Raw genomic sequence first — 26,361 nt, forward strand, 5'->3', positions numbered from 1 at the left:
GGACCGACGGGACGACGGACCGTGTGGTCAGGCGCCGTGCGGGACGGGGACGGACGGGCGGTGCCCGGCCGGTGTCGGCGGTGTGCCGAGGCGGTGGACGACGATCGCGTCCGGGTCGGTGGCATCGAGTGCCGGGACGTCGCTGCCGGGCAGTCCGGCGGCGGCGGCACCGGTGGCGACGGCCTGGGCGAGTCGACGCTCGGGCGGGGCACCGGCGACCTCGGCGAGCAGGTACCCGGCGAGCGCCGAGTCCCCCGCACCGACCGTGGAGCGTGCCGTGATGCGCGGGGCGGCGGCGCTCCAGGAACCGGTGCCGTCGACGAGGACGGCGCCCGCGCTGCCGAGCGTGAGCAGGACCGTGTCGACTCCGCGCTCCCGGAGGCGTGCGGCTGCGGCTGCGGCGCGCTCCGGGTCCTGCTCGTACTGCTCCGGGTCGCCGCCGACGACCTCGGCGAGCTCCTCGGCGTTCGGCTTGACCAGGTCGACCCGTTCCCCGGACTGCAGCAGCGCGGTGAACGGCACGCCGGAGGAGTCGACCGCGATCCGGACGTCGTCGCCGTGCCGGGCGCGGACGGCGCGGACGAGCACCGCGAGGGCGTCGTCGGGCAGCCCGGGCGGCAGGGACCCGGCGAACACGACCCACCGGGCGGCCGGACCGGTCGGCGTCGGCCCCGCGGTGGTGGCGACGAGTTCCGCCAGGTCGTCCAGGCGCCCGGCGAGCGAGGGACCCGGCTCGTTGAGCTTCGTGGTGGTCCCGGTCGGTTCGGTCACGGTGACGTTCGAGCGGAGCGCGGCACCGATCGGCAGCGCGGCGGTCGGGATGCCCCGGGCGGCCAGGCCGACGAGCACCGGGTCGAGCTCGTCGCCCGGCAGGACCGCGACGGTGTCCCCGCCGCTGGCGACGACGACCCGGGAGACGTTGACGCCCTTGCCGCCGGGCTCCGCCGTGGAACGGGTGGCCCGCTGCACGGCACCGCGCTGGAGTTCCCCGGCCAGTTCGATCGTCCGGTCGAGCGAGGGGTTCGGCGTCACGGTGACGATGCGACCGGTCATGCGACGACGACCTCGACATCGGCGTCGGCGAGTGCTCCGGCGAGGTCGGCGGGCGGGGCTTGGTCGGTGACGACGGTGTCGATCTCGTCGAGGCGGGCGAAGCGCATCAGGGCTTCCACCCCGTGCTTGGCGGCGTCGGCGAGCACCACGCTGCGTCGGGCGGCGAGGACGTACGCGGCCTTCACCGCGGCCTCGTACTCGTCGGGTGTACTCAGGCCGAAGCCCGCGGACAACCCGTTGGTCCCGATGAACGCGACGTCGGGTCGGAGTGCCCCGATCTGGTCGACGGTGGCGGTCCCGACGGCGGCACTCGTGACGCCACGGACCCGACCGCCGAGCAGGTGCAGCTCGACGTGGTCGCTGTGCTGCAGGGTGTTGGCGATCGGGACCGAGTTCGTGATCACGGTGATCGTCGCTCCGGCCCGCTCGGGCTCCCACCGGGCGAGTTCCGCGGCGACGGCACCGCTGGTGGTGCCGGCGTCGAGCGCGATCGACCCGGTGAAGGTGGGCGGCACCAGGCGCATCGCGGCACGGGCGATCGCGGTCTTCTCCCGGCCGTGCTGCCCCTCGCGTTCGGCGACGCTCAGCTCGACGAGGCTGGACCGTTCGACCGAGACCGCGCCGCCGTGCACGCGGCGCAGGACCCCGGCCTGCTCGAGGGCGTCCAGGTCACGGCGGACGGTCTCGGTGGTGACGTCGAAGTGCGCGGCGAGGTCGGTGACGGACACGCGGCCGGCGGTCTGCAGTGCGGCGGCGATGGCGTCGTGCCGCTCGGTTGCGTACATGCCCGAACTCCTTCGTTCCCGTGGGTTTCGAGCACTGTACGCAGCAAACCCACTCGAACGCAACTGTTGTGAACTGAAACCAACATGATCCCAACACGGGAAGGAGGCCCGGTGCCGGTCCGCCGAACCGGCACCGGGCCTCCAGACCGTCGCGTCCGGCAATCGGGTCGGGGTGGTCCGGTCAGGCTGCTGCGAGCGCGCTCGTCGGTGGGATCCGCGCGGCCTGCGCGGCGGGGTAGAGCCCGGAGACCCCGCCGATCAGCACCGTCGCACCGAGTCCGCCGGCGACCGCCCAGAGCGGCACCGCGATCGGCCAGCCCTGCGCCAGAGCGAAGACGACGGTGGCGCCGAGCCCGATCACCACCCCGGCGACGCCGCCGAGGAACGACAGCAGCAGCGACTCGACGAGGAACTGGTTCCGGATGTCCCGCCGTCTCGCTCCGAGCGCGCGGCGGACGCCGACCTCGGCCCGACGCTCCAGCACGGTGATCACCATCGTGTTCGCGACACCGATCCCGCCGACCAGGAGCGCGACCCCACCGATCCCGACCAGCAGGCCCGTGAAGGAGTCGTCGGTGGCGTTCTTCGCGGCGAGCGCGTCCGAGGGCCGTGTGACCCCGACGTCCTGGGGGGCTGCCGGACTGACCACCCGGGCGAGCAGGTCGCGCGCCGGGGCCACCCGATCCGGGTCGACGCGGGTGTACACGGCGGTGGGGTGCCCGTCGAAGCCCAGCGCGGCCGCGAGGTCCCGCGGCACGAAAGCCTGGTTGTCGAGGTCGGGCGCGAGTTCCAGCGGCCGGAGGACCCCGACGACCTGCAGCCATCGGCCACCGGTCCAGACGCGACTGTCCGTCGTCACCTGGTCGATCCCGAGCGCGTGTGCCGCGGCCGCTCCGAGCACGACCTGCGGTGGTGCGTCCGGAGCCGTGTCGAGCCAGCGCCCGGACGCCAGCGACCCGCCGAGGACCTCGGGCACGTCTCCCCAGGTCCCCAGCACGCCGATGCCCTTCGTCTCGGCGGGCGGGATGAACGGGTTCCGGTACACCCGGCCGTCGTCGGCCCGGCCGACCCCCGCTGCGGCGAGCACGTCCTCCTGCCGACGGACCGAGTCGACCGCGGTGACCGGGAGCGGGGGCGTCTCGCCGAACGACTCGGCCTTCGTCACGGTGAGCACGTTCGTGCCGAGCGCGTCGAGGACCCGGTCGAGCGCGGCCTTGCTCGACGAGGAGATGCCGACGACCGCGATCATCGCCGCGATGCCGATGGCGATGCCCAGGGCGGACAGGACCACCCGGGTCGGACGGGTCCGGAGCCCGAACACCCCGAGTCGGAGCAGGTCGCCGGAGCCCAGGGTGCGTCGCGTGGCCGTCGCGGGGCCGGCGGTCATCGGTCGGCCTCGATCGCGGGGGCGAGCTCGACGGGACCCGCCGGTGTGTCGCGTGGGCCGGCGTCACGTGGGCCGGCGACACGTGGGCCGGCGTCACGTGGGCCGGTGTCACGTGGGCCGGTGTCGTGCGCACCGGAGTCGTCCTCCACCGCACCGTCACGCATCCGGACCTGGCGTGGGAGGGCCGCGGCGAGTTCCCGGTCGTGGGTGATGACGACCACCGTGGTGCCGGCGGCGTTGAGCTCCCGCAGCACGCCGAGGACCGCGGTGCCGGAGGCCGTGTCGAGCGCACCGGTCGGCTCGTCCGCCAGCAGCACGGTCGGTTCCCCGACGATCGCCCGCGCGATCGCGACGCGCTGGCGCTCGCCACCGGAGAGCTGGTTCGGCAGGTGGTCGGTCCGGTGTCCCAGGCCGACGCGCTCCAGCGCCGTCACGGCCCGCCGCATCCGCTCCCGCCGGTGTGTGCCCGTGTAGAGCAGCCCGTCTGCGACGTTCTCGGCGGCGCTGGCTCCGGCCTGCAGGTGGAAGTGCTGGAAGACGAAACCGATGTGCTCGGCGCGCAGGGCGGAGAGCGCGTCGTCCGTCATCGCGCCGACGTCCCGGCCGGCGACTTCCACCCTGCCGGAGGTCGGACGGTCGAGCGTGCCCATGACGTTGAGCATCGTGGACTTCCCCGAACCGGAGGGTCCGACCACGGCGACGAGTTCGCCGCGGTCGATCCGGAGCGAGACGCCGCGGAGCGCCCGGACCTCGCCGTGGGTGCGGGTGACGTCCGTGAGCACCAGCACGGCGTCCGACCCGGACCGGGCCGGCACCGGCGGTGCGGGTACGGGTACGGGTACGGGTACGGGCAGGACGGGCACGGCGCCGTTCACGAGGGCACCACCACGCGCGCACCCTCGTCCAGGTCTCCCGTGACCGCCGCGCGCCCGTCCGCCACGAGACCGACCTCGACCGGGACCCGCTCGGCCGACCCGTCCCGATCGACGACCTCGACCGCGTACCCCGAACTCCCACGGGCGACCAGTGCCGAGACGGGCACGGAGAGCACGTCCCGCTCGGTCCGCCCCTCGGCGACCACCTGCGCCGAGGCCGCTGCGGGCAGCCGTCGGTCGCCGGCGTCGAACGCCACGGTGACGTCGGCCTCGTCCCGGCCGTCCTCGGTCTCGGCCGGGGTCGCGTCGGTGACCGACCCCGGCATCGCGCCGCCGGCGCCGTTGACGAGCACCCGGACGCGTCTCCCCACGCCGAGCTGTCCGGCGTCCCGCGCGGGGACCCGCACCGAGACGACACGGTGCGTGCTCGTCACCTGCAGGACGTCGCCGCCGACCGGCTGCCCGAGCTGCCCCACGACCGAGGCGACACGCACCGCACCGTCGACGAAGGCGATCTGATCGCCGTCCACGACCCCGGTGACGGGCAGCCCGCGGTCCCGCTGCCACTGGCGGACGGCGGCCCCGGTCCGGGCGCCGAACACGTCGTCGGCGGGGACGTCGTACCCGAGGGCGGCCAGGTTCTCGGTGAGTTGCCGGACGTCGGCGCCCCGGGCACCGGCGCGAAGTGACCGCCAGAGCGGTGTCGTGCCGTACAGGGCGCGGACGGGTCGCTCGTCCACGGCGTAGAGCGGTTCGTCGCGGTGGACGACCTGGCCGGGCTGCGGCAACCAGGTGAGCGTGCCGCTCGCTGCCCCGGGTACCGAGGTGGGCGTGCCGTAGCCGAGCGCGCCCGCGATGGTCCGGGTCTCGACGAGGTCGCCCTGCTCCACCGGCACCGTCGTCGTGCCGTGGCGGTCCCCATCCGACTGCGGAGCACTCGCCCGCGTCGCGGCACCGTCCGCTGCGGTGGCGAGCGACCAGGTGGCGGTGCCGACGGCGAGTGCGCCGACCAGGCAGGCGCTGGCGATGCCGATCACCCGCGTCCGGCGGCTCATCCGGCGTCCTGCGTCTTCGTGTCGGGCGAGTACCGCTGCAGGCACTCGTCGACCAGCTGCTGGAACCCCGGCTCGGCCGCCGGCGGGTAGGTCGACTCGTCGAACGACAGGGTGCCAGGCCGCTGTTCCGGGAAGTCCGGGTAGGCGTCCCGGACGCAGGAGGCGACCTGGTCGTACTCCCGTCGCCACTGTTCCTTCGCGGCAGAGTCGGCGCGCTGCACACCGAGTTCGGTGGCGCAGGAGTCAGCCGCGGTGCCGAACTCCTCCTGGTCGACGCTCTGCGGGGCGACCACGGAGCCGGAGCGGACCTGGTCATCGCTCGGGTCCTGGACGTCGAAACCCGCGGATCGCATGCAACTGCCCCACTGTGCACCGAGCCCCGCCGCTGCGGTCGTGCTGTCGGGATCGGGTGCTCCGCCGCCGGCACACCCGGTCAGGCCGGAGGCCAGGCCCAGCGCGAGGACGGCGGTGACGAGGATCCGTGTCGGAGGTCGGTTCGTTGTTCGCATGCCACCAGGACAGCGGACGGGCTGTTTCGTCAGCGGTCCCCGGGAGGAGACACCGACGAAACACCGTCGGCCGCCGACCCCGCGTGCACCCGGACCGTCAGCCCGCCGGCAACCCGTGGATCGACCGCGAGCGACCACCCGTGCGCCTGCACGACGGTCGCCACGATCGACAGGCCGAGGCCGCTGTGCCGCCTCCCGCTGTGTGCGACCGTTCCGGGGGCTCGTCGGAACGGTCCGGTGAGCGTCGCCACGGCGCCGGCGGTGAGCAGCGGCCCGGAGTTCTCCACCGTCAGGGTGCCGGCTGTGACGTCGACGTGGACGAACCCGCCGGGGACGTTGTACTCGAGGGCGTTGTCGACGAGGTTCCGCAGCAGCTGACGGAACAGGACCGGTTCGGCGAGCACGGTCCGGCCGGGAGGCTCGCCCACCGTCCGCCAGGTGAGCGTCACCCCGGCATCGGTCGCGGCGCGGAGGTGCTCCGCCACGACCTCCGCCGTCGTCGCGGCCAGGTCGACCGACACCGTCTGCCCGCCCAGATCACGTTCCGCCTCGGCCAGCACGAGGAGCGACTCGACGAGGTGCTCGGTCCGCCGGTTCTGCTCGAGCAGTTCGGTCCGCGCCGCCGAGACCTCGTCCGGGCCGGCGTCGTCCGGCAGGCCGATCTGGATCGCGGCGCGCTGGACGGCGAGCGGCGTCCGGAGCTCGTGTGCGGCCTGCGCCACGAACCGCCGTTGGCTCGCGAACGACGCCTCGAGCCGGTCGAGGAGTTCGTCGATCGTCCGCGAGAGACGTCGGAGTTCGTCGTCCGGCCCGTCGAGGCCGAGGCGCTCGTGCAGCGTCGACGCGGACAGCCGCCTGGCTGTGGCGGTGATCCGGTCCACGGGTGCGAGCATCCGCCGCGCGAGGACCCATCCCGTGGCGCCGGCCAGGACGCCGGCGCCGGCGACGCCGAGCACGGTCCAGCGCCACTGCAGGTCGGCGACCGCCGACACGGTCACCGCCGCCACGGTGCCGGCCTGCTCACCCCCGCTCCGGTCGGCCTGACGCTCCAGCACCACCTGTCCGAGCGATGCCTGCGACCCGAGGTTCACGACGGTGATCGCGGCCGCAGCGAGCGCCATGGACGTGACGGCGAACGCGAGCGCGGTGCGGGTCCGGATGCTCCCGACACGCCTCACAGCGCGTAGCCGGAGCCGGGCACGGTGCGGATCGGGTCCGGTGCACCGAGCTTCCTCCGGAGCTTCGACATCGTCACCCGCACGGCCGCGGTGAACGGGTCGACGTTCGCGTCCCAGACCTTCTCGAGCAGCTCCTCGGCGGCGACGATCCGCCCGTCTGCTCGCAGCAGGACCTCGAGCACGCCGAGCTCCTTGCTCGTCAGGACGAGCGGACGCCCGTCGCGGGTGACCATCCGCCGGTTCGAGTCAAGCACGATGCCGTCCCGCTCGAGCACGGGAGCCACCGGCGCGCCGCTCCGCCGACCGAGTGCCCGGACGCGTGCGACGAGCTCCGGGTACTCGAACGATTTCGTCAGGTAGTCGTCCGCACCGAGTTCGAGACCGTTCACCCGGTCGGTGAGCGTGGACGCCGCGGTGAGCATGAGCACCCGGGTGAGGGAAGCACGGGCGGTGGTCCGGCGAGCGACCTCGTCGCCGTGCATCCCCGGGACGTCCCGGTCGAGCACGACGACGTCGTAGTCGTTCACCGACAGGAGCTCGTCGGCGTCGTCGCCGCGGTACGCCACGTCGACGGCCATGTCCTGCCGCTGCAGGCCCCGGACGATCAGGTCGGCCAGCGGGATCTCGTCGTCCACCACCAGTACGCGCATCGCGGTACCGTACGGTGGAATGCTACATGTTCGCTGGGTGGATCAGCGGGACCGGTCACGCAGACTCAGGCGCACCGTCCGACTCGTAGGGGACCTCGCCGTCGCGACTGACCCCGGCGCGCTGCCGGTAGGACAGGTGTCCGCCCAGGTACCCACCGACGCTGACGACCGTCAGTCCCGCGAACCCGAGGAGCTTCCCGGCCCCGGTGTTGCCGCGCTTCCGCTGCAGCCAGGAGAACCCGTAGAGCGTCAGCCCGACCCAGTTGACCGCCTGGTGCACCCACCCCGTGCGGAGCTGCTCGCGGTCCAGCGCCGACCAGTCCACGTAGCCGGCGACGCTCGCGCTGCCCGCGGAGACGACACCGACGCCGACCAGGGTCTTCGCGGCCTTGGCGTTGCCACGACCGCCGACCAGGTCGAGGACCGCTGCGGAGATCCAGGCGCCGAGCGGCACCTGCACCATGAGCGGGTGGATCGGGTGCCCGAACGGGACGCCGTGCAGCAGTTGCCGCAGGGCGCGGGGCCGCGCCAGTGCGCGCACCACCTTCCGGTCGAGGTCGACGGCTTTGTCGAGGACGCTGGCGTGTTCGATGGATTCGGTCAGGCGGCGCAGGGCGCGGATCTCCGGCATGCTGCCGAACCTAGGCCTGCGGGCCCGCACCGGTCTCAGGGACCGGCGCGGGCCCGGGTCGACGGCCGATCGCTACTCCGCGACGACCTCGTCCACCTCGCCGACCGCGAACGGCTCGACCAGCAGGCCCTCGCCGTCGTCCGCGACGTCCACGCGGACGGTGTCGCCGTCCCGGACGTCGCCGGCCAGGATCGCCCGCGCCAGCTGGTCGTCGATCTGCCGCTGCATGAGGCGGCGGAGCGGCCGGGCACCGTACGCCGGGTCGTGCCCGCGTTCGGCGAGCCAGGTCCGCGCGGCCGGCGTGACCGCGAGCTCCAACCGTCGGTCGGACAGGCGTCGGGCGAGCCGGTCGACCGAGATCGAGACGATCTGCCCCAGGTCGTCCTGCGTGAGCGCCTGGAACACCACGATGTCGTCGAGGCGGTTGACGAACTCCGGCCGGAATGCCTGCCGGACCAGGTCGCGGACGGAGTCCTCGCGCTGCTCGGGCGTCAGCGTGCTGTCGGTGAGGAACTGCGACCCGAGGTTCGAGGTGAGGATCAGGATCGTGTTCCGGAAGTCGACCGTCCGGCCCTGACCGTCGGTGAGCCGTCCGTCGTCGAGCACCTGCAGCAGCACGTCGAAGACCTCGGGGTGGGCCTTCTCGACCTCGTCGAGCAGGATCACCGAGTACGGACGGCGCCGGACGGCTTCGGTGAGCTGCCCGCCGGCCTCGTACCCGACGTACCCGGGCGGGGCACCGATCAGCCGTGCGATCGAGTGCTTCTCGCCGTACTCGCTCATGTCGATGCGGACGAGTGCTTTCTCGTCGTCGAACAGGAACTCGGCGAGCGCCTTGGCCAGCTCGGTCTTGCCGACACCGGTGGGCCCGAGGAACAGGAACGAGCCGGTCGGCCGGTCCGGGTCGGAGATGCCGGCACGGGTGCGGCGGACCGCTTCCGACACGGTGCCGACCGCGGTGCGCTGCCCGATGATCCGGCGGCCGAGCTCGGTCTCCAGGTGCAGGAGCTTCTCGGTCTCGCCCTGCAGCAGACGTCCCATCGGGATGCCCGTCCACTGGGCGATCACGGCGGCGATGTCCTCGTCGGTGACGCTGTCGTTCACCATCCGCTCACCCTGCTCGGCCTGTTCGGCGGCCGCGAGTTCGGCTTCGATCCGGGGCTTCTCGGCGTACTCGAGCCGCGAAACCAGCTCGTAGTCAGCCTCCCGCTGCGCCCGCTGGGACCGCATGTTGAGGTCGTCGAGCTCTTGCTTGAGTTCGCCGATGCGGTTGAGGTTCGCGCGCTCGGCCTGCCACCGGGCCTCGAGCGCGGCGAGCCGCTCGCCTCGCGAGGCCAGTTCGTCGCGGAGGGTGGCGAGCCGGGCCTTCGAGGCGTCGTCCTTCTCCTGCTTCAGGGCGAACTCCTCCACCCGCAGCCGGTCGACGCTCCGCTTGAGCTCGTCGATCTCGACGGGGCTCGAGTCGATCTCCATCCGGAGTCGTGACGCTGCCTCGTCGATCAGGTCGATCGCCTTGTCCGGCAGCTGTCGCCCCGCGATGTACCGGTTGGACAGCGCCGCGGCCGCGACGAGCGCCTGGTCGTTGATCGTCACCTTGTGGTGCGCCTCGTAGCGCTCCTTGAGCCCGCGGAGGATGGCGATGGTGTCCTCGACGCTCGGCTCCCCCACGTACACCTGCTGGAACCGCCGTTCGAGGGCAGCGTCCTTCTCGATGTACTCGCGGTACTCGTCGAGCGTCGTCGCGCCGATGAGTCGGAGTTCGCCGCGGGCGAGCATCGGCTTGAGCATGTTCGACGCGGCGACCGAGCCCTCGCCACCGCCGGCGCCCATCAGGGTGTGCAGCTCGTCGATGAAGGTGATGACCTGGCCGTCGGCGTCGTTGATCTCCTTGAGGACGGCCTTCAGCCGCTCCTCGAACTCACCGCGGTACTTCGCGCCGGCGATGAGCGCCGAGATGTCGAGCGAGACGAGCCGCTTGTCCTTGAGCGAGTCGGCGACGTCACCGGCGACGATCCGCTGCGCGAGCCCCTCGACGACGGCGGTCTTGCCGACGCCGGGTTCTCCGATGAGCACGGGGTTGTTCTTGGTCCGACGGGTCAGCACCTGCGAGACCCGGCGGATCTCGGCGTCGCGGCCGATCACCGGGTCGAGCTTGCCGCTCCGCGCGATCGCCGTGAGGTCGACGCCGTACTGTTCGAGCGCCGTCTTCTGCTTCTCCTGCGAATCCGGCGCGCCCTGGAGGTTCGCCATGCGTTCCGTCCTTCCGTTGCGGTGGTCGTGTGGTCAGGTCCTCGGACTCAGTTGAGTCCTGATGACTCAAGTTTACTCCACGGGTGTGGATTCCGCGGGCTCGTTCCGGATGCCGACTGCGCTGACGACGGCGCCCGCCGCGAGCAGCAGCGCCATCACGACCATCGCCCGGTGCAGTCCGTCGACACTGACCTCGCCGCCGAGGAACACTCCGGCGAGCGCGACCGTCACCAGGCCCGCGATCCGCGCGATCGCGTTGTTGACCGCCGAGCCCGCCCCGGCCTCGTCCTGCGGGACGGACCCGAGGACGGCACTCGTCAGCGGCGTGACCATCGTCGCGATGCCCGCCCCGACCAGGACGAGCCCCGGCAGGACCGACCACCAGTACCCGGCTGGGTCGTCATCGGCGAGGAGCATGAGCAGCGCCCCGACCGCCGCGATCGCCGGCCCTGCCGCCATGAACCAGCGTGGCCCGAACCGGCCGGAGAGCGACCCGACGGTGGTCGACAGCGCCAGGAGCATCAGGGTCGGGGGCAGGGTCGCCAGCCCGGCGACCCACGCCGGGAAGCCCCAGACCTCCTGCAGGAACAGGGTCACGACGAAGAACACCATCCCGAGCGCCCCGTAGATGGAGAGCGTCGCGCGGTTGCCGACGGTGAAGTTCCGCGCGCGGAAGAGCCCGAGCGGCACGAGCGGCGCCCCCGAGGCACGGCTCACCCGGAGCTCCCACGGCACGAACGCCACCAGGGCGGCCCCGCCGAGCACGAGCGCACTGACGACCACCGGCGAACCCCACCCCAGTCGCTCCTGCTCGATGAGCCCCAGGACGACGCCGCCGACACCGACGACGGCGAGCACCGCTCCGACGAGGTCGACCCGGGCGTGCGCTCCCACGCGGACCTCGGTGGTGACGCGCCGGACGAGCGGGATCGTCACCGCGACGGGGACGGCGGTCAGCACGAAGATCCAGCGCCACCCGATGCCGTCCACCACGACGCCGCCGACGACCGGGCCCAGGATCATCGCCGCACTCGACCAGGCCGTCCACGCGCCGATCGCCTTCGCCTGCGCTCCACCGCGGAAGGCCGCCACGATCAACGCCAACGCGCTCGGGGTCACCAGCGCACCACCGACGCCCTGGAGCGCCCGGGCGACGATGAGCACCTCGCCGGACGGCGCGATCGCGCAGACGACCGAGGCGATGCCGAAGACGACGAGGCCCCACGTGATGATGCGCACTCGGCCGAACAGGTCCGAGAGCGAACCCGCGACCAGGATCAGCGACCCGAGGGTCACGAGGTACGCGTCCACCGTCCACTGCTGGACGACCAGCCCGCCGCCGAGCTCCGTCCGGATGGCGGGGAGGGCGACGTTCACGACGCTCGAGTCCAGTCCGACGACGAACGAGGCCAGGATCGCGACCAGGAGCACCAGGCGGCGGTCGTCGTGCAGGGGCGCTGTTGTCGCCGGGCGGTCTGCGGCGGCGGCGGACGTCATTGGGCCATCATGCGCCCATCGGTGGTCCGTCCGCGCCCCCGCGCAACCGGGCGTCGCCCGATGACGATGACAGCCCCCGTGCTCGTCGCACGTTGGCTGTCATCGGTCCCGGGGCCGGGATGCCGATGGATCGGCGGTCTAGAGGGAGCGGGAGTCGCCGTTCGGCGGCGTCGAGGGGCCGGGGTTCACGACCGGCTGCTGCACGCCGTTGCTGCTCGGGTACTGCGCCGTCGGCTGCTGGACGGGAGCGGCGGTGGTGTGCACCGGGGCGTTCGCGTCATACGCGGCGGCGTCCTGCCCGGCGGCTCCGGTCTTCTTGCGGTCGTCGGTGTCCATCTCCTTCTTGAAGACGTTGATCGACTGGCCGAGGCCCTTGGCGAGCGCCGGGAGCTTCGTCGCACCGAACAGCAGCAGCACGATGCCCAGGATGATCACCAGGTGGACTCCGGTGAGGCCTTGCAACATGATGACTCCTTCGGTACTGGAACTGGTCGCCGTCCGACCAGGCTTCCTGGTCGCGTTGCCCGGTCATCGTCGACCGACCCGGCGGTGTCCCGCTGTCCGTCCATGCTAACTCCCGCTGCCCGGGAAGCCCAGACGCCTGCGGCAACGGACACCGATCGTCCAGGGTCGCCGTGCATCCGGCAGCGTGGATCAGTAGGCGCCGCGCGATCGCAGCACCGACGGGACGGTCCGGGCCAGGATGACGAGGTCGTGCAGGAAGGACCAGTTCTCGACGTAGTGCAGGTCGAGCCGGACCCCCTCGGCCCAGTCCAGGTCCGAACGGCCGCTCACCTGCCAGAGCCCGGTGATGCCCGGAGTCACCAGCAGGCGACGCTCGGCGAAGTCCGCGTACACCGCGACCTCGCACGGCAGGGCCGGACGAGGCCCGACCAGGCTCATCGAGCCGGTCAGGACGTTCCAGAGCTGCGGCAACTCGTCGAGGGACGTACGACGGAGGAACGCCCCGACCCTGGTGACCCGCGGGTCGGCGTGCACCTTGAAGAGCGGGCCGGCACCCTCGTCCGCGGAGAGCAACTCGGCCTTCCGGGCCTCCGCGTCGACGCACATCGTCCGGAACTTGACGATCGGGAACTCCACGCCGCCGCGGCCGACTCGGTGCTGACGGAACAGGACCGGACCACCGTCATCGAGGCGGATCGCGACGGCGATGACCGCTGCCACCGGAGCGAGGACCAACAGTCCGCACGCGGCGCCGACGACGTCGAAGAGGCGCTTGCTCATCCGCCGCGTGTAGTCCGGCGTCTCGACGTGCATGAGCGGCAGACCGTCGACGGCGCGGTGGTGCACCCGTGCGGCAGCGACGTCGACGAGTGGCGAGGACACGACGAGTTCGACCCCCGCTCGCTCGAGTTCCCAGCCGAGTCGGCGCAGTCGTTCGTGGCCGCCAGCGATCGCCCCGGTGAAGACGACAGCGCCGACGGCCGTCTGGCCAGCGACCTGGAGGACGTCGTCGACACCGCCGAGCACGCTCGTCTCGGTCGGCCCGATCGCTGCCGACCGCCCGGACGGCAGCGTGTCGGTGAGGACGCCCCGCACGCGGTAGCCGGCCGCCGGGGTCGCGAGGATGCGGCTCCCGACGTACTCGACGTCGTCCAGGTCGCCCACGAGCAGGACGTCGACCAGGTGGTGGCCAGCGGCTCGGCGGTGGACGAGCACCGTGCGCCACGCCCTGCGGCCGAGGACGAGCAGGACGAGGGCGACCGGGAACGCGACGGCGACGTAGCCACGGGCGATGTCCAGGTCCAGCAGGAAGGCGGTCACGGCAAGCGCACCGCCCGTGGTGAGGCACGCGGTCAGCAGCCGTCGGTACTCGTCCCCGCCCAGACCGATGATGCGGGGGTCGCGGGTCCGCATCGTCGTGAGCAGCACCGCCCACAGCAGGACGGTCAGCGCCCCCACGAGCCAGCCGACGTCACCGTGCGACGTCGGCGTCTCCGACGGGGAGCGGACGGCCTGGGCGGTGACGAAGGCAGCGATCAGGACGAGCAGGTCCGTCACGGCCATGCCGATCCGGACCGCGCGGAGACGCGGGTGAGCGTGCGCGACGACGCTCTCGTCGACCGGACGGGTGAGGGTGTTGGACATCGGGCCTCCAGCTCGAGCACGGCCGTGCTGCGGCCGGCTTGCGTGGAACCGTCGTCACCGTGGTCACCACACAGGAGTCCAGCATATCACCCGGACATATCAGATGGCGATGGGTTCGTCGTCGGCCAGCACCCGGTCGAGCGTCCAGAGCACCGGCGCCGAGGTCAGGGCCGCAGCGTCCGCGCCCGTCACCCCGCCGACGCGGTACTCCACCCGCTCACCGGGCAGGAGCGTCATGAACCCACGGTCGACGGTGCCCGTCGGCGACACCCGGTCCGGCTGCACGAGCAGGTCCCGTACGAGCGAGTCCGCCTCCACGACCATCCGCACGCCGGAGCGGTCCGGCTCGTCCGAGACCGTCACACGGTAGTGCGCGGGCTGCCAGCGCATGTCCCGGTCCGGGGCGGGCGTCCAGACGGCCCGACGCCAGTCCATGTCCGCCACGACGAGCTCACCACGCGCATCCGCGACCACGCCGACGGAGGCCGGCAGGCGCACCACGGCGACCCCGGGGCCGTCGAGGACCACCGGCAGGTACTCCTCGGCCAGGATCTGCCCGGCGAGGTCGATCCGCCGCACCCGGACGACGGAGTCGATGCCGTTCCGCGACGAGCGGACCGCGACCTCGATCGGGGAGCCGGCCGTGTCGGGGACCGGCAGCTGCGCGGTCGGCGGGTGCGCGCCTCCCGACCGGTCGACCCGCTCCGCACCCGGGGCGAGCGGCGTCACTGCGGTGACCACGGTCGAGACCGGCCGGATCGTCACCAGCACGTCGTCGTACAGGCGGCGCAGTTCGTGCGCAAGCGGCTTGCGGCGGCCCGCGGAGTCGATGGCGGACCACGACGAGACCGACCACAGGTCGTTGAGCTGCCACACGATGACGCCGGTGTTGCGCGGCCAGTGCGTCCGCCAGTGCTCGACGCCGGTCGCGACGGCGCGGGACTGCTGCAGCTGCGTCAGCCAGTGCCACCGGTCGAAGTCCGACTCCCAGCCCTCGCCGAAGCGCGGCTCGAGGCCACGGGCCAACTTGCCCATGCCGTCGTCGGCCTTCTGGTGGTGCACCACACCCGGCGACGTCGGGGTCATCGGTTGGTCGGTCACGGCCTCGCGCAGGGTCCGCCAGGCGGGGGGCGCCTGCCAGCCGAACTCCGCAACGAAGCGCGGGACCGAGTCCCGGTAGTGCTCGTCGGACACCCGGTTCCAGACGTCCCACGAGTGGTGCGTCTCGTGGTCCACGTCGTTCGGTTCGAGCGACTCCGAGCCCGACCAGGGCGAGGCCACCGTGTAGAAGCGGGAGGGGTCCACCGCGTCCACGATCGTCGGCAGCAGGTCCAGGTAGTAGTCGAGTCCCCAACCGCGGTCGCCGAGTTCCTCGCCCCAGCCGTCGGCGTCGTGCAGCCAGATGTTCTCGTTGTTCCCGTTCCAGACCACCAGGGACGGGTGCCGCGACAGACGAGCGACGTTGTCCCGCGCCTCGGCGACGACCTCACTGCGGATCGGCTCGATCTCGGGGTACGAGGCGCACGCGAACAGGAAGTCCTGCCACACGAGCAAACCCAGCTCGTCGCAGCGCTGGTAGAAGTCGTGCGACTCGTACACGCCGCCGCCCCAGACCCGGACGAGGTTCGCGTTCAGGGCCACGGCGGCGTCGAGGCGCTCGGCGTACCGCTCCTTCGTGACCCGCGAGACGATCACGTCGTCCGGGATCCAGTTCACCCCGCGAACGTCGATGACGGTGCTGTTCACACGGATCGCGAACGGCCGTCCGACGGAGTCCTCGGCCGTGTCGACGACCACCGAGCGGAAGCCCGTCCGGAACGACGAGCGGTCGAGCACGTCGCCGTCGACGGTCTGCAGGTGCACCTCGACGTCGTACAGCGGCTGCGGGCCGTACCCGCGGGGCCACCACAGTTCGGCGTCCGGGATCCGGACCGTCACGACGGCCTCGTCCTCCTTCGGCGTCACGGTGACGCGCGAGCGCTGCTTCGTCCCGTGGCCCGACACCGTGACGACGAGCACGAGGTCGTCGTCCTCACCGTCCTGGTCCAGGTCGTTCATGCCGGAGCGCTCGAACGCGACGTGCGCGTCGAGGACACCCTCGCCGGCCTCGACGTCCACGAGGGGCCGGACGTCACGCAGCCGAGCGGTGGACCAGCGCTCGATGGCGACCGGGCGCCACGGCCCGCTCGTGACGGCGGTCAGGCCCCAGTCCCAGCCGAAGTTCGAGGCCATCTTGCGCACGTACGGGAACGGCTCGTCGTAGGGCCCCGGCATCGTGCCCGCACGCGCTGCCACCCGCTCGGCCTCGCGGTACGGCGACTCGAACAGGATCTCGAGTTCGCGGTCGGTGCTGGCGTTCGTGCCGTCGGTCATGTCGAGCAGATCGAACCGGTAGCGCCGGTGCATGTTGCGCGTCGTGCCGACCTGCACGCCGTCGAGGGTCAGGGTGGCGACGGTGTCCAGGCCGTCGCAGACCAGGTCGACCCGCTCGAACCCGCGCGGGTCCACGTCGACGGTCCGGCGGTACAGCCAGTCGGTCTGCCCGACCCATGCCGTCGTCGCTTCGTTGCGGTCGGAGGTCGGGTCCGGCAGCAGCCCCTCGCGCTCGAGGTCGGTGTGCACCTGGCCCGGGACGGTCGCCGTGAGCGCCCGGCCACGGACGGCGTCGGGGACGCTCCCGCGTCCCCCTTCCTCAGCCGCGGACACGGTCCAGTCGTCGCGGAGTTCCTCGCGTTCGAGGGTCATGCGGGTCCTTCTCTGCTGGGGGTCGGTCCGCGTCGACCGCGGTCCGGGACGTCGTCCCCCGGTCCGCCACCCCCGTCGGCCACGGCCGGGAGGCTCGGCACCGGTCCCCCGGCGGTCGTCGCGTCACGCACGTGGATCGACGGGCGACCGCACGCGGGATGCTCGGTGATGCTAGTACGGCTGTCCGTCATCCAGGTCCGGAACCGGTCCACGTCGTCCCGAGTGCGCGAGGAGAGCGCGATCCCGGCCCCGCGCCTCCCGGTCGACTCCGACGGTCGAGTGCCAGGCTGGAGCGCATGATCAGTGTCGAACTCGCCCGCTCCCTGCGTGACGCCGGTCTCCGGTGGCACCCGGAGACCGGCGACCGCTTCGTGATCGACAAGCCGGGGGTCGACGACGACGTCTACACGGTGTCGGAGATGACCGTCGAGCGGCACGACCACCCCACCGGCACGTTCCTGGGCTTCAACGGGACGACGGAGTGGGCGCTCGACTCGGTCTCGGCCGCCGAGTCGCTGTGGCTGCCCCGGGAGGACCAGCTCCGGGAACTCCTCGGTCCGTCGTTCGTGAGGCTCACCCGTGTGTCCGGGCCGGACGACCGGACAGTGTGGACGGTGACGGCCGTGATCACCGGCGAGGACCGCTCCTTCGCGGCCGCCGACCCGGCGATCTCCTACGCGCAGGCGTTGGCCGCCTACATCACCGCCGCGCTCGAGTAGCACCGGGACGGACCAGCCCGCCTGGGAACCCGGGGACGACTCGTGGGGCCACGGGTGTTGTCTGGAGGCATGACCGTTCCGAACATCACGCTCAACGACGGACGCACGATCCCGCAGCTCGGCTTCGGCGTCTTCCAGATCGACCCCTCCGAGACGAAGGCAGCGACCCTCGCCGCGCTCGAGGTCGGCTACCGCCACATCGACACCGCCGAGATGTACGGCAACGAGAAGGAGGTCGGCGAGGCCATCGCCGAATCCGGCATCGACCGCTCGGAGATCTTCGTCACCTCGAAGCTCAACAACGGCTTCCACGCCCCCGAAGCAGCCCTGGAGAACGGCAGGAAGTCGGCCGAGCTGCTCGGTGGCTACACCGACCTGTTCCTCATCCACTGGCCGCTGCCGACCGTCTCGGACTTCGTCCCGACGTGGAAGGCGCTCGAGGAGCTCTACGCCGCCGGCACCGCTCGCTCCATCGGCGTCTCGAACTTCCAGGCGCACCACCTGCGCCGACTCATCGCCGAGACGACCGTGACGCCCGCCGTGAACCAGATCGAGGTGCACCCGTACCTGACGCAGGACGAGCTGCGCGCGGTGGACACCGAGCTCGGCATCGCGACCGAGGCCTGGTCACCGATCGCGCAGGGCCTCGTGCTCGACGACGAGACCATCACCCGCATCGCCGGTGCCACGGGCAAGACCCCGGCACAGGTGGTCCTCCGCTGGCACATCCAGCGCGGCGACATCGTGTTCCCGAAGTCGGTCACCCGTTCGCGCGTCGAGGAGAACTTCGCGATCTTCGACTTCGAGCTCTCGGACGAGGACATGACCGACATCTCGACGCTCGACAAGGGGCACCGCACGGGCCCCAACCCCGACACGTTCGACTTCGTCCCGGCCTGATCCATCGCGGAACGAGGAGAGCCCCGGCCCGATGGTCGGGGCTTTCGTACGTTCCGGCGACGTGCGCGGATGCGCATTGCATTCGAGATATCACCAGCATATTGCATGCAACATACAGCCTGTCCATGCGCTCCGCGTGGACAGGAAGGGAACCATGCGCAAGATCAACCGAGCCACCGCCGGAGCAGCCTTCGGCCTCGTGCTCGCCGCCGGCTTCGTCCCGGCCGTCGCCTCCGCCGCGACCGCATCGTCGGACGCCCCCGCGATCCCGGGTGCGACCGCCGAGCGCCCGATCACGGACAGCCGCACCAGCATCGCGAAGATCCAGGGGGTGGCCGCCCAGGACGAGCGGAACGGCAACCGCCTGTTCGTCACCAGCCAGGCCACCCCGGAGGCCCAGGTCACGAGCACCGTCGCGAACGGCACGCTGAAGATCGTCGATGCGTCCGGGAACGTGCTCTGCATCGGCTCGGCGGCGGCGGACCGACCGAACCTCTACAGCTGCGAGCTCGAACCGCTCGTCTCCGGTCCGCAGACGATCACGGCAGCCGTCGTGAAGGCGAACGGCACCTACAGCACGCCCACCCAGGCGGAACTCGACGCGTACGCCGCGACACCGACCATCCAGTCGGTGACCCGGGACGGCGACGACCTTGTCGTGGCCGGGCACACCAACCGGGAGGCCCGGGTCGAGTCCTCGATCGACCGCACCTCCGTGCTCACCGAGACGGACACGGACACCGACGGCAGCTTCCGGATCCGGATCCCGGGCGGCGCCACCGCCGAGCAGGCCTTCGTCCGCACGGTGAACGACGCGATCCCGGCGGACACCCACGACCACGACGAGTTCGCGACGAGCAACTGGGCCCTGGCGTCCACTGACTCCGAAGCCGGCTCGGGCGAAGAGACCCCCGCACCCGGCGACGGCTCCGGCGAAGAGACCCCCGCACCCGGCGACGGCTCCGGCGAGGCCCAGGCGCCGGTCTACGACGTCACGAGCCCCGCCGCCGGTGCGACGGTCCGGACGGCGCAGCCGACCTTCACCGGCCACGGCCGCCCCGACGGTCGCGTCGCCGTCCAGACCGCGAGCGGCGAGACGCTCGGGGTCGCGACCGCCGACGCCGACGGCAGCTGGGAGGTCACCCTCGAGGGCACGCTCCAGCTCGGCGGCAACGACATCGCCGTCTCGTTCGAGAACCCCGACGGCAGCTGGACGAAGCGTGTCACCCAGGAGGTCACCCGCGTCGCACGGACCGATGCCTTCCGGATCACGACGCCGGCCGATGGTTCGACGGTCACCGACCCGCGGCCGACGATCGAGGGCGCCACGGTCGGCTCGTACCGCCGCATCTCGGTGCAGGACGAGAACGGCACGACCTACGCGTTCGGGTCCTCCGACGCCGAGGGTGACTTCCGGCTCACCTTCGACGAGGACCTCCGTGAGGGCGTGAACACGCTCTCGGTGCAGTACCAGGAGCAGGGCGGCAAATGGGCGTCCTCCCCGTACACGCTGCACTACGACACGGACGCCGGCGAGGAGCCGGGCTCCGGCGAGGAGCCGGGCTCCGGCGAGGGCGAACAGCCCGGCGGCGGCGACGGCGACGAGACCCCGGCCCCGGCCGAGGTCCAGGTCAGCACGACGCGCCTCGATGACGCCGACGTGGTACTCGGCCTCTCCGGCGCCGAGGGCACGGAGGTCACCGTCGTCGCGAACGGCGTGACCGAGCGCGTCACGATCGGAGACCAGGGCCTGGCGTCCGTCGTCGTGCCGTCACCTGCGGCGACGACCACGACGGCGCACGTCACCTCGACGAACGGCGACCGTTCGGCGGAGCAGGACGTCGTGATCGGCGACGGAGCGCACCCGTCCGACCAGGTGACGGCCGCGGTCGTCAGCTCCAGCGCGCTGACCGGCAGCGCCGAGATCGACGCCTGGGGCCCGGCCTCCGGCATCGGCGGGCTGCAGGCGGAGGACGCCGACGGCAACCTCCTCGCCTACGGCACCATCGGCGCGGACGGCGCCGGGCACCTGACGGTGACCGGCCTGACCGCGGGCGAGCACGTCCTCACGATCGTCTCGGGCGGGCTCTCGACCCAGGTCACCGTCACCATCTGACGCTGACCGTTGCGACGGCCCCGTCCTGCCGACGCAGGACGGGGCCGTCGTCCGTCATCCGGGCCTCCCGTGCCGGTGACTCACCACGTCTGGCGCGCTGGCTCCACGGGGCCCGCCCGATCAGGGCTGCGCGACCGACGCAGTCACGGTGAACTTCGCGGTGCGGACGACCTGCCGGGTCGGTCCGACGACCCGCTCGAGCACCGGGCGGTACCGCAGGTGCGAGTTCCACACCGTCCAGAGTTCGCCACCGGCGCGCAGCACCGACGCCGCGTTCCGGAACATCGCCTCCGCCGCGTCGGTCGACACCGTCGTGTCCGCGTGGAAGGGCGGGTTGCAGAGCACCAGGTCGGCGCCGTCCTCGTCGAGTTCGTCGCCGGCGTCGCTCCGGACGGTGCGCACCCGGTCCCCGACGCCGTTCAGGTCCGCGGTCATCCGTGTGGAGGCGACGGCCGCGGCCGACACGTCCGTCGCGACGACGTGCACCCGCGGGCGTCGTCGAGCCACCACGGTGGCGATCACCCCGTTGCCGCAGCCGAGGTCGACGACCTGGCGGGCCTCCGGGACGGCGTCGTCGAGCGCGTCGAGGAGCACCCGGGTCCCCAGGTCGAGCGTCGCACCGGCGAACACGCCACCGTGAGCGGCGACCGTGATCCCGAGCTCGTCCTGGTGCACGCGGCGCGGCCAGGGATCGGTGACGTCGGCACGGGCAGCAGCCGCGCGCAACGGGTCGGAGGCGATGAGCAGGCGTGACTTCCCGCGCCCTCGACTCGCCACGACCTCACCGAAGGACCGGCGGAGGACGTCGTTCTGCGACAGCGACATGTACTTGGTCCGGCCACCGCACAGCAGCACCACGTCCGGTGCCGCGTACCGGGCGACCGCGCGGGCGACCTCGTCGAGCCGGTCGTGCGACTTGGTGAGCCGGAGCAGGACGAGCCGGGCGTCCCGGAACGACTCCTCGAACCCCTCCGGGTGGTGGAACCCGCGACGTCCGAAGGTCCCGGCGCTCGCTTCCAGCGCGCGTTCCCCGACGAGCGAGTCCTGCACCACCCGGACGTCGCTCGCGCCGTGCAGCGCGAGCACCCCGAGCGTGAGGACTCCGTACCGGTCGTCGACGACCGTGACGGCGCCAGGATGGCGGAGCGCGTCGCCGTGCACGTGCGGAGCCTCGTCGAGCAGGAACCGGTCGGTGCCCTCGATGGCGATGAGGTCCGGTCCCTGTTCCCGGGGGTGGCGCCGGAAATGGTCGACGAAGTCGGAAGCGGACATGTCCCCGAGCGTACCGACGCCACCCCGGCCCTCCCCCGGCCGGGCCGTCGCGTGGCGCAGGTCGCAACGGCGTCCGGTATATCACACGCGACAAGTGTGAGCAGGACTCCTACGCTCAGGGGAGGTCGGGTCCACCGGCTCCAGGACGCAGCGGGAGGGGTAGATGTTCGCACCGCGACCCAGGGCCGGGACGAGGAAGCTGCTCCGCGACGTCGCCCGTGACCGGCTCCGCAGCGAGATCATGAGCGGGCGGCTGCGCCCGGGCGACCGGTTGGACGACGACGAACTGGCCGAGCGGCTCGGGTGCTCCCGGACGCCGGTCCGCGAGGCCCTCGCCGACCTCGACCGCCTGGGGCTGGTCGAGTTCTGCGCGAACCGGTACACGCGGGTCGCCGTCCCGCGGGACGAGGACGTCCTGCCGGCGCTGCAGGCCCTCGGGCTGCTGTTCGGCGGACTGGTGCGCGTCTCCGTCCCGACGCTCAGCGACCAGAACCGCGCCGCGCTGTTCCGACGACTCGGGGTCCTGCTCGACTGCATGCAGACACCGGGCTGGCGGGCGACGGCGGACGCGGCGACCCCGGTCTACCGGACGTTCATCAGCGAATGTCGGAACCCGATGCTGTCGGCGGCGCTCCGCGCGTCACTCGACGGCCTGACCTTCCGGCTGCGCAGCGACCGTCTGCACGAGTCGCTGCCGTGGGAACACATCCGGAACGGCGTCGTCGCGCTCCGGATCGCGGTGGACAGCAGGGACGGTCGACTCGCCGAGCGCGCCACCTGGGCTGTCCACATGCTGCCGGACCCGGACCGCAGCAGCCCGCAGGTCGACGACGGGCAGCGCCCGGAGCAGACCGGACGGACCGCTGACCGTGTGCGGTGAGTGCATGCGAGCGGTGATCGATGCCGTCCGTGCGCGTCGTCCGGGGGCACGGCGAACGCGGTGCGCCCCGTCGGACGAGGCGCCGACCGGCGTCCCGCCGTGCTCGTCGTCCCCCAGCGCACTCCGCGCCCTGCTCGACCCTCCGCCCGACGCCTGACGCCTGAGCAGCAGAACGCCCGGCCGCGGTCGTCGCTCGAGGGCGACGACCGCGGCCGGGGCGTCAGGACGGTCAGCGCTCGGCGACCAACCGCACGCTCGAGGTCGTCGTGTTCGCGCCCTTCGACGTCGCCGTCGCCACGACCACGTGGTCGCGGGCCTCGAGCGCCGGCGTCCGGATGACCCAACGACCGTCGCCGTCGGCCACGGTGTGCCCGAGACCGTCGACGACCCCGCCCTGTTCACCGAGGTCGATCGCAGCTCCCGGCGCGGCCACCCCGGCGATCCGCACCTCCGGCCAGACGGGCGACACGAGGAACCCGTCGCCGGGAGACGTGATGCGCACGGCCGCGCCGTAGTCCAGGCGCACCGGCACGGTGTCGGTGTCCTGGCTGCGGACCCGCTGGACGACCTGGAGCGCGAACACGCCCCCGCGACCCGGAGCCGGCACCGAGACCGTCCAGTTGCCGTCCTCGCCGACCGTGGTGCCGACGACGACACGGGCGCCGTCCCGGACCTCGACCCGGGCGCCCGGCTGCCCTCGTCCCGCCACCGTCGCACGCTCCGAGACGTCCGCCGGGAACTGGGCCGAAGCGGTCAGCGCGGCGATGACCAGCCGGACGTCGACGTCGGCGCTCGCGACCTCTTCGCTGCCCTTCCGAGCGACCAGGTGGACGGGGTTCGTCCCGTTTGCCAGACCGGTGAGACCGAAGTTCCAGGAGCCGGTCGACGAGGGCGTGACCGACCGGGTGACCTCGGTGCCGTCGCGCTTCCAGGTGACCTCCACCGACGTCGTGCCCGCCGGTGCGGTGCCGACGAGGGTCGCGGTGCCGTCCACCACGTCGACGTCCTCCACGGTCGCCTGCAGGCCCGCGCCGGTGACCGTGGTCGTCACGGTCGCGGTCGTGTCGAAGGTGCCCGCGGCGACGGAACCGGCGAGCGTGCCCCGCAGCGAGCTCGTCGTCGTCGTGATGCCGATCGGCGTCTCGATCCGCATCGCGAAGCGGAACTGCTGACCCGCGGCGATCGCCCAGTTCCGGCTGCCGAGGGAGAACGAGTACGTCCTGCCGTCGGCCGAGCGGGATCCGCTGACGAGCGAGTCGCCGCCGAAGTCCTTCCAGGTGGTCCCGTCCCGGTACTGACCGGTCTGCCGGTCCTGGCCCGGCGCGAACGTGGTGCCCTCGGGCGCCGTGAAGACCAGGGTGCCGGTGGGCGTCGTGAAGGCGGACTGCGCGGTGTAGCCCGCGTACACCGTCGTCGTGGCACCGCGCGGCAGGTCCGCCGTGCCGACGTTGCCGGTGATCCGCCCCGGCTTCGCCGGGTCGGTGATCGTCACCGTCACCGACGTCTGGTCCCGGTACTGCCCGTCGACGTACTGCTGGAAGACCAGCGTGTTCTTCCCGACCTGCAGCCCTGTGACGGTCGTCTCCCACGTCCCCGTCCCGGCGTCGCTCGCGGTGGCGACCTGACGGCCGTTCAACCGGATGCTCGCCTTCCCCATCGCCGTTCCGGTGATCCGAGCGGTCCGTCCCACGTCGTCCTTCGACGCGACCTGCGCGGTGATCGCCCGCTGCGGGTACGGCCGCGTGACCGGTGAGCTGCTCACCGTCGCCGAGTTCTTGCACCCGATCAGGCAGGCGTAGGTCCAGAACCGGGGGGTCCGGGTCTCGCCGTACCGCCACCCGGCGAAGGTCGCGGTCGACGTGCCACCGTCCCAGTGGTAGTCACCGCCGACGTTCCCGACGTGGATCTGACAGGTCGTCTCGAACAACCCGCAGCGTGGCTTCCCGGTGACCCGGTAGGTCCGGTCGTCGATCGGCGTCAGGCTGACGCCCGTCGGCGTGTTCGCGACCGTCCTGGTCGATCCCGGCGGCGCCGATGTGGTCGTCGCCGACGCCGGCCCTCCGGCCACCAATGCGGAGACGACGACCGCCGTGGCGGCCATCGCGATGGTCGTGATGCGCATGGACTCCTCCTCGTGTCATGACTCGGTCCGAGCCAGGGCACACCGTAGAGAGGATCAGGATGCGCTACAAATTCGGTATATCACTCAGCGCTGGGGCCGGTAGAGCACGACCGCCGTGTTGCGCTGCGGCCGCATCCCGGCACGGAGCGGCACCGCCGCCCCGGTCGTCGTCGCGGCGAACACCCGAGCGCCCGGACGGCTGATCAACTGGTCGGCGAGGGCGCGCTCGAGCTCCCGGACCCGAGTCCGGAGCGCGCGGTTCTCGTTCTCCAGGTCCAGGACACGCCGGATCCCCTCCAGCGACACCCCCTCGGATCCCAGCCGCGCGATCTCCCGCAGCTGCGCGACGTCCCGCATCGAGTACCGACGGGACCCGCCGCGGGTCCGTCCGGGGACGACCAGGCCGAGCCGGTCGTACTGCCGCAGTGTCTGCGGGTGCATCTCCGCCAACTCGGCGGCGACCGCGATCGCGAAGACGGGCGAGGTCTCGTCCATGTCGGCCATCTGAGCGCTCCTAGCGGGACTGACGGGAGGCTCGGTGCCGGTTCCTGACGGAGCCGCACCGAGCCTCCCGGCCGGGTCTGGTGGTGATGTGGTGCGTGACGCTAGCCGCGCGCCTTGGCGAGCAGGTCCTCGCGCGGGTCTTCGTCGGGCAGGGCTGCGGCGAGGGCGTCGAGCGCCTCGCGCGCCTTGTCCGACAGGTGGGACGGCACCGCGACCTGGACGGTGGCGAGCAGGTCGCCCGTGCCGTTCTTGGTCGTGACGCCGCGGCCCTTGACACGGAGGACCCGTCCGGACGGCGTGCCGGGCGCGACGCGGAGCTTGACCGGCGCGCCACCGAGGGTCGGGACCTCGATCGTCGCGCCGAGCGCGGCCTCCACGAAGGTGACCGGCACGTCGACCCGCAGGTTGAGGCCGTCTCGCTCGAACACCGGGTGCTTCCGCACCGTGACGGTGACCACGAGGTCACCGGCCTCACCGCCGTCGGGGCTCTGCTCACCACGACCGCGCAGCCGGATCTTCTGGCCGTCGGCGACGCCCGCGGGGATGCGGACGTTCACCGGCCGGCCGTTGCCCTGCGCGAGCTTGACGGTGTCACCGGCGACGGCGGTGGCGAGGTCGAGCGTCGTCGTCGCGGTGACGTCGCGCCCCTTCGTCGGGCCGCCGAAGCCACGGAAGCCGCCGGTGTTCTGGCCGAAGCCGCCACCGCCGAACATGCCGCCGAGGATGTCCTCGAAGCCGCCGGCACCGCCGCCGCCCTGACCGAAGCGGACGCGCTGTCCGCCCCCGCCCTGGCCGCCGCCGCCGAACATGCCACCGAAGACGTCCTCGAAGCCGCCCTGGCCGCCCGGTCCGCCCGCCGTGAAGCGGGCCCCGGAACCCATCGCGCGGACCTGGTCGTACTCCTTGCGCTGCTCCTTGTCGGAGAGCACGGAGTACGCCTCGCTGATCTCCTTGAACTTCGACTCGGCAGCAGCGTCACCCGGGTTGGAGTCCGGGTGGTACTGCCGCGCGAGCTTCCGGTAGGTCTTCTTCAGGTCGGCCTCAGAGGCGTCCTTGGACACCCCGAGGACCGCGTAGAAGTCCTTGTCGAACCAGTCCTGACTGGCCACGGCTCACCTCCCCTC

22 protein-coding genes are annotated in these 26,361 nt (G+C 72.3%); 4 read left to right on the plus strand and 18 right to left on the minus strand.

Annotation, left to right across the window (positions count from 1 at the left end; all coding sequences use genetic code 11):
- Window positions 1-27: 27 nt before the first annotated feature.
- The 14 genes from DEJ25_RS12890 to DEJ25_RS12955 all read right to left on the minus strand — a co-directional run bounded on the left by DEJ25_RS12890 (window position 28) and on the right by DEJ25_RS12955 (window position 16,724).
- Window positions 28-1,053 (minus strand): 1-phosphofructokinase family hexose kinase, encoded by a 1,026-nt coding sequence (locus tag DEJ25_RS12890; protein WP_111044920.1) that lies wholly within the window; start codon window positions 1,051-1,053, stop codon window positions 28-30.
- Complete coding sequence (locus DEJ25_RS12895) at window positions 1,050-1,838, minus strand: DeoR/GlpR family DNA-binding transcription regulator (RefSeq protein ID WP_111044921.1); 789 nt, start codon at window positions 1,836-1,838, stop codon at window positions 1,050-1,052. The genes DEJ25_RS12890 and DEJ25_RS12895 overlap by 4 nt, the downstream gene beginning before the upstream one ends.
- Window positions 1,839-2,019: 181 nt before the next feature.
- Entirely contained in the window at window positions 2,020-3,225 is a 1,206-nt protein-coding gene (locus tag DEJ25_RS12900) for an ABC transporter permease (protein ID WP_111044922.1), read from the minus strand.
- Window positions 3,222-4,040 (minus strand): ABC transporter ATP-binding protein, encoded by an 819-nt coding sequence (locus tag DEJ25_RS12905; RefSeq protein ID WP_220033213.1) that lies wholly within the window; start codon window positions 4,038-4,040, stop codon window positions 3,222-3,224. The genes DEJ25_RS12900 and DEJ25_RS12905 overlap by 4 nt, the downstream gene beginning before the upstream one ends.
- 56 nt (window positions 4,041-4,096) lie before the next feature.
- Window positions 4,097-5,155 (minus strand): efflux RND transporter periplasmic adaptor subunit, encoded by a 1,059-nt coding sequence (locus DEJ25_RS12910; RefSeq protein ID WP_111044923.1) that lies wholly within the window; start codon window positions 5,153-5,155, stop codon window positions 4,097-4,099.
- The gene (locus DEJ25_RS12915; protein WP_111044924.1) at window positions 5,152-5,664 is read right to left on the minus strand and encodes a hypothetical protein; all 513 of its coding nucleotides are present in this window, start codon (window positions 5,662-5,664) and stop codon (window positions 5,152-5,154) included. Before DEJ25_RS12915 ends, DEJ25_RS12910 begins: the two co-directional genes overlap by 4 nt.
- Window positions 5,665-5,693: 29 nt before the next feature.
- Entirely contained in the window at window positions 5,694-6,842 is a 1,149-nt protein-coding gene (locus DEJ25_RS12920; protein ID WP_111044925.1) for a HAMP domain-containing sensor histidine kinase, read from the minus strand.
- Entirely contained in the window at window positions 6,839-7,492 is a 654-nt protein-coding gene (locus tag DEJ25_RS12925; protein WP_111044926.1) for a response regulator transcription factor, read from the minus strand. The genes DEJ25_RS12920 and DEJ25_RS12925 overlap by 4 nt, the downstream gene beginning before the upstream one ends.
- 55 nt (window positions 7,493-7,547) lie before the next feature.
- Window positions 7,548-8,123: a DUF2231 domain-containing protein gene (locus DEJ25_RS12930; protein WP_110903739.1), complete on the minus strand. Its 576-nt coding sequence runs from the start codon at window positions 8,121-8,123 to the stop codon at window positions 7,548-7,550.
- Window positions 8,124-8,195: 72 nt separating this feature from the next.
- Window positions 8,196-10,373 carry an ATP-dependent Clp protease ATP-binding subunit gene (locus DEJ25_RS12935; protein WP_110903740.1) on the minus strand — a complete coding sequence of 726 codons (2,178 nt, stop codon included), beginning with the start codon at window positions 10,371-10,373 and terminating at the stop codon, window positions 8,196-8,198.
- Window positions 10,374-10,445: 72 nt separating this feature from the next.
- Window positions 10,446-11,870, minus strand: a complete 1,425-nt coding sequence (locus tag DEJ25_RS12940; protein ID WP_111044927.1) for an MFS transporter — start codon at window positions 11,868-11,870, stop codon at window positions 10,446-10,448.
- A 138-nt stretch (window positions 11,871-12,008) separates the two neighbouring features.
- A complete protein-coding gene (tatA, locus tag DEJ25_RS12945) occupies window positions 12,009-12,335 on the minus strand; it encodes a twin-arginine translocase TatA/TatE family subunit (protein ID WP_111044928.1) in 327 nt (108 codons plus the stop codon).
- 189 nt (window positions 12,336-12,524) lie between these two features.
- Window positions 12,525-13,979, minus strand: a complete 1,455-nt coding sequence (locus DEJ25_RS12950) for a sugar transferase (RefSeq protein WP_110903743.1) — start codon at window positions 13,977-13,979, stop codon at window positions 12,525-12,527.
- Window positions 13,980-14,078: 99 nt separating this feature from the next.
- Window positions 14,079-16,724 (minus strand): glycoside hydrolase family 2 protein, encoded by a 2,646-nt coding sequence (locus tag DEJ25_RS12955; protein WP_110903744.1) that lies wholly within the window; start codon window positions 16,722-16,724, stop codon window positions 14,079-14,081.
- Window positions 16,725-17,020: 296 nt separating this feature from the next.
- Here DEJ25_RS12955 and DEJ25_RS12960 point away from each other — a divergent pair, with 296 nt between their 5' ends.
- The 3 genes from DEJ25_RS12960 to DEJ25_RS12970 all read left to right on the plus strand — a co-directional run bounded on the left by DEJ25_RS12960 (window position 17,021) and on the right by DEJ25_RS12970 (window position 20,459).
- Complete coding sequence (locus DEJ25_RS12960) at window positions 17,021-17,443, plus strand: pilus assembly protein CpaE (RefSeq protein WP_110903745.1); 423 nt, start codon at window positions 17,021-17,023, stop codon at window positions 17,441-17,443.
- A gap of 69 nt (window positions 17,444-17,512) precedes the next feature.
- Entirely contained in the window at window positions 17,513-18,343 is an 831-nt protein-coding gene (locus DEJ25_RS12965) for an aldo/keto reductase (RefSeq protein ID WP_111044929.1), read from the plus strand.
- A gap of 154 nt (window positions 18,344-18,497) precedes the next feature.
- On the plus strand, window positions 18,498-20,459 hold the full coding sequence (locus DEJ25_RS12970; protein WP_111044930.1) for an Ig-like domain-containing protein: 1,962 nt from the start codon (window positions 18,498-18,500) through the stop codon (window positions 20,457-20,459).
- Between the two features lie 120 nt (window positions 20,460-20,579).
- On the opposite strand, the gene DEJ25_RS12975 is transcribed toward DEJ25_RS12970, so the two are convergent.
- The gene (locus DEJ25_RS12975) at window positions 20,580-21,731 is read right to left on the minus strand and encodes a class I SAM-dependent methyltransferase (protein ID WP_110903748.1); all 1,152 of its coding nucleotides are present in this window, start codon (window positions 21,729-21,731) and stop codon (window positions 20,580-20,582) included.
- 163 nt (window positions 21,732-21,894) lie between these two features.
- On the opposite strand from DEJ25_RS12975, the gene DEJ25_RS12980 reads away from it, so the two are divergent.
- Complete coding sequence (locus tag DEJ25_RS12980) at window positions 21,895-22,611, plus strand: GntR family transcriptional regulator (RefSeq protein ID WP_110903749.1); 717 nt, start codon at window positions 21,895-21,897, stop codon at window positions 22,609-22,611.
- Between the two features lie 229 nt (window positions 22,612-22,840).
- Here the strand turns inward: DEJ25_RS12980 and DEJ25_RS12985 are convergent, their stop codons facing one another.
- From DEJ25_RS12985 to DEJ25_RS12995, 3 genes are all read right to left on the minus strand, one after another.
- On the minus strand, window positions 22,841-24,733 hold the full coding sequence (locus tag DEJ25_RS12985) for a hypothetical protein (RefSeq protein WP_110903750.1): 1,893 nt from the start codon (window positions 24,731-24,733) through the stop codon (window positions 22,841-22,843).
- 84 nt (window positions 24,734-24,817) lie between these two features.
- Entirely contained in the window at window positions 24,818-25,228 is a 411-nt protein-coding gene (locus DEJ25_RS12990) for a heat shock protein transcriptional repressor HspR (RefSeq protein WP_110903820.1), read from the minus strand.
- Between the two features lie 110 nt (window positions 25,229-25,338).
- Entirely contained in the window at window positions 25,339-26,346 is a 1,008-nt protein-coding gene (locus DEJ25_RS12995) for a DnaJ C-terminal domain-containing protein (protein ID WP_110903751.1), read from the minus strand.
- Between the last annotated feature and the right edge of the window lie 15 nt (window positions 26,347-26,361).

The sequence above is a fragment of the Curtobacterium sp. MCPF17_011 genome, assembly GCF_003234145.1.
Taxonomy (GTDB): Bacteria; Actinomycetota; Actinomycetes; order Actinomycetales; family Microbacteriaceae; genus Curtobacterium.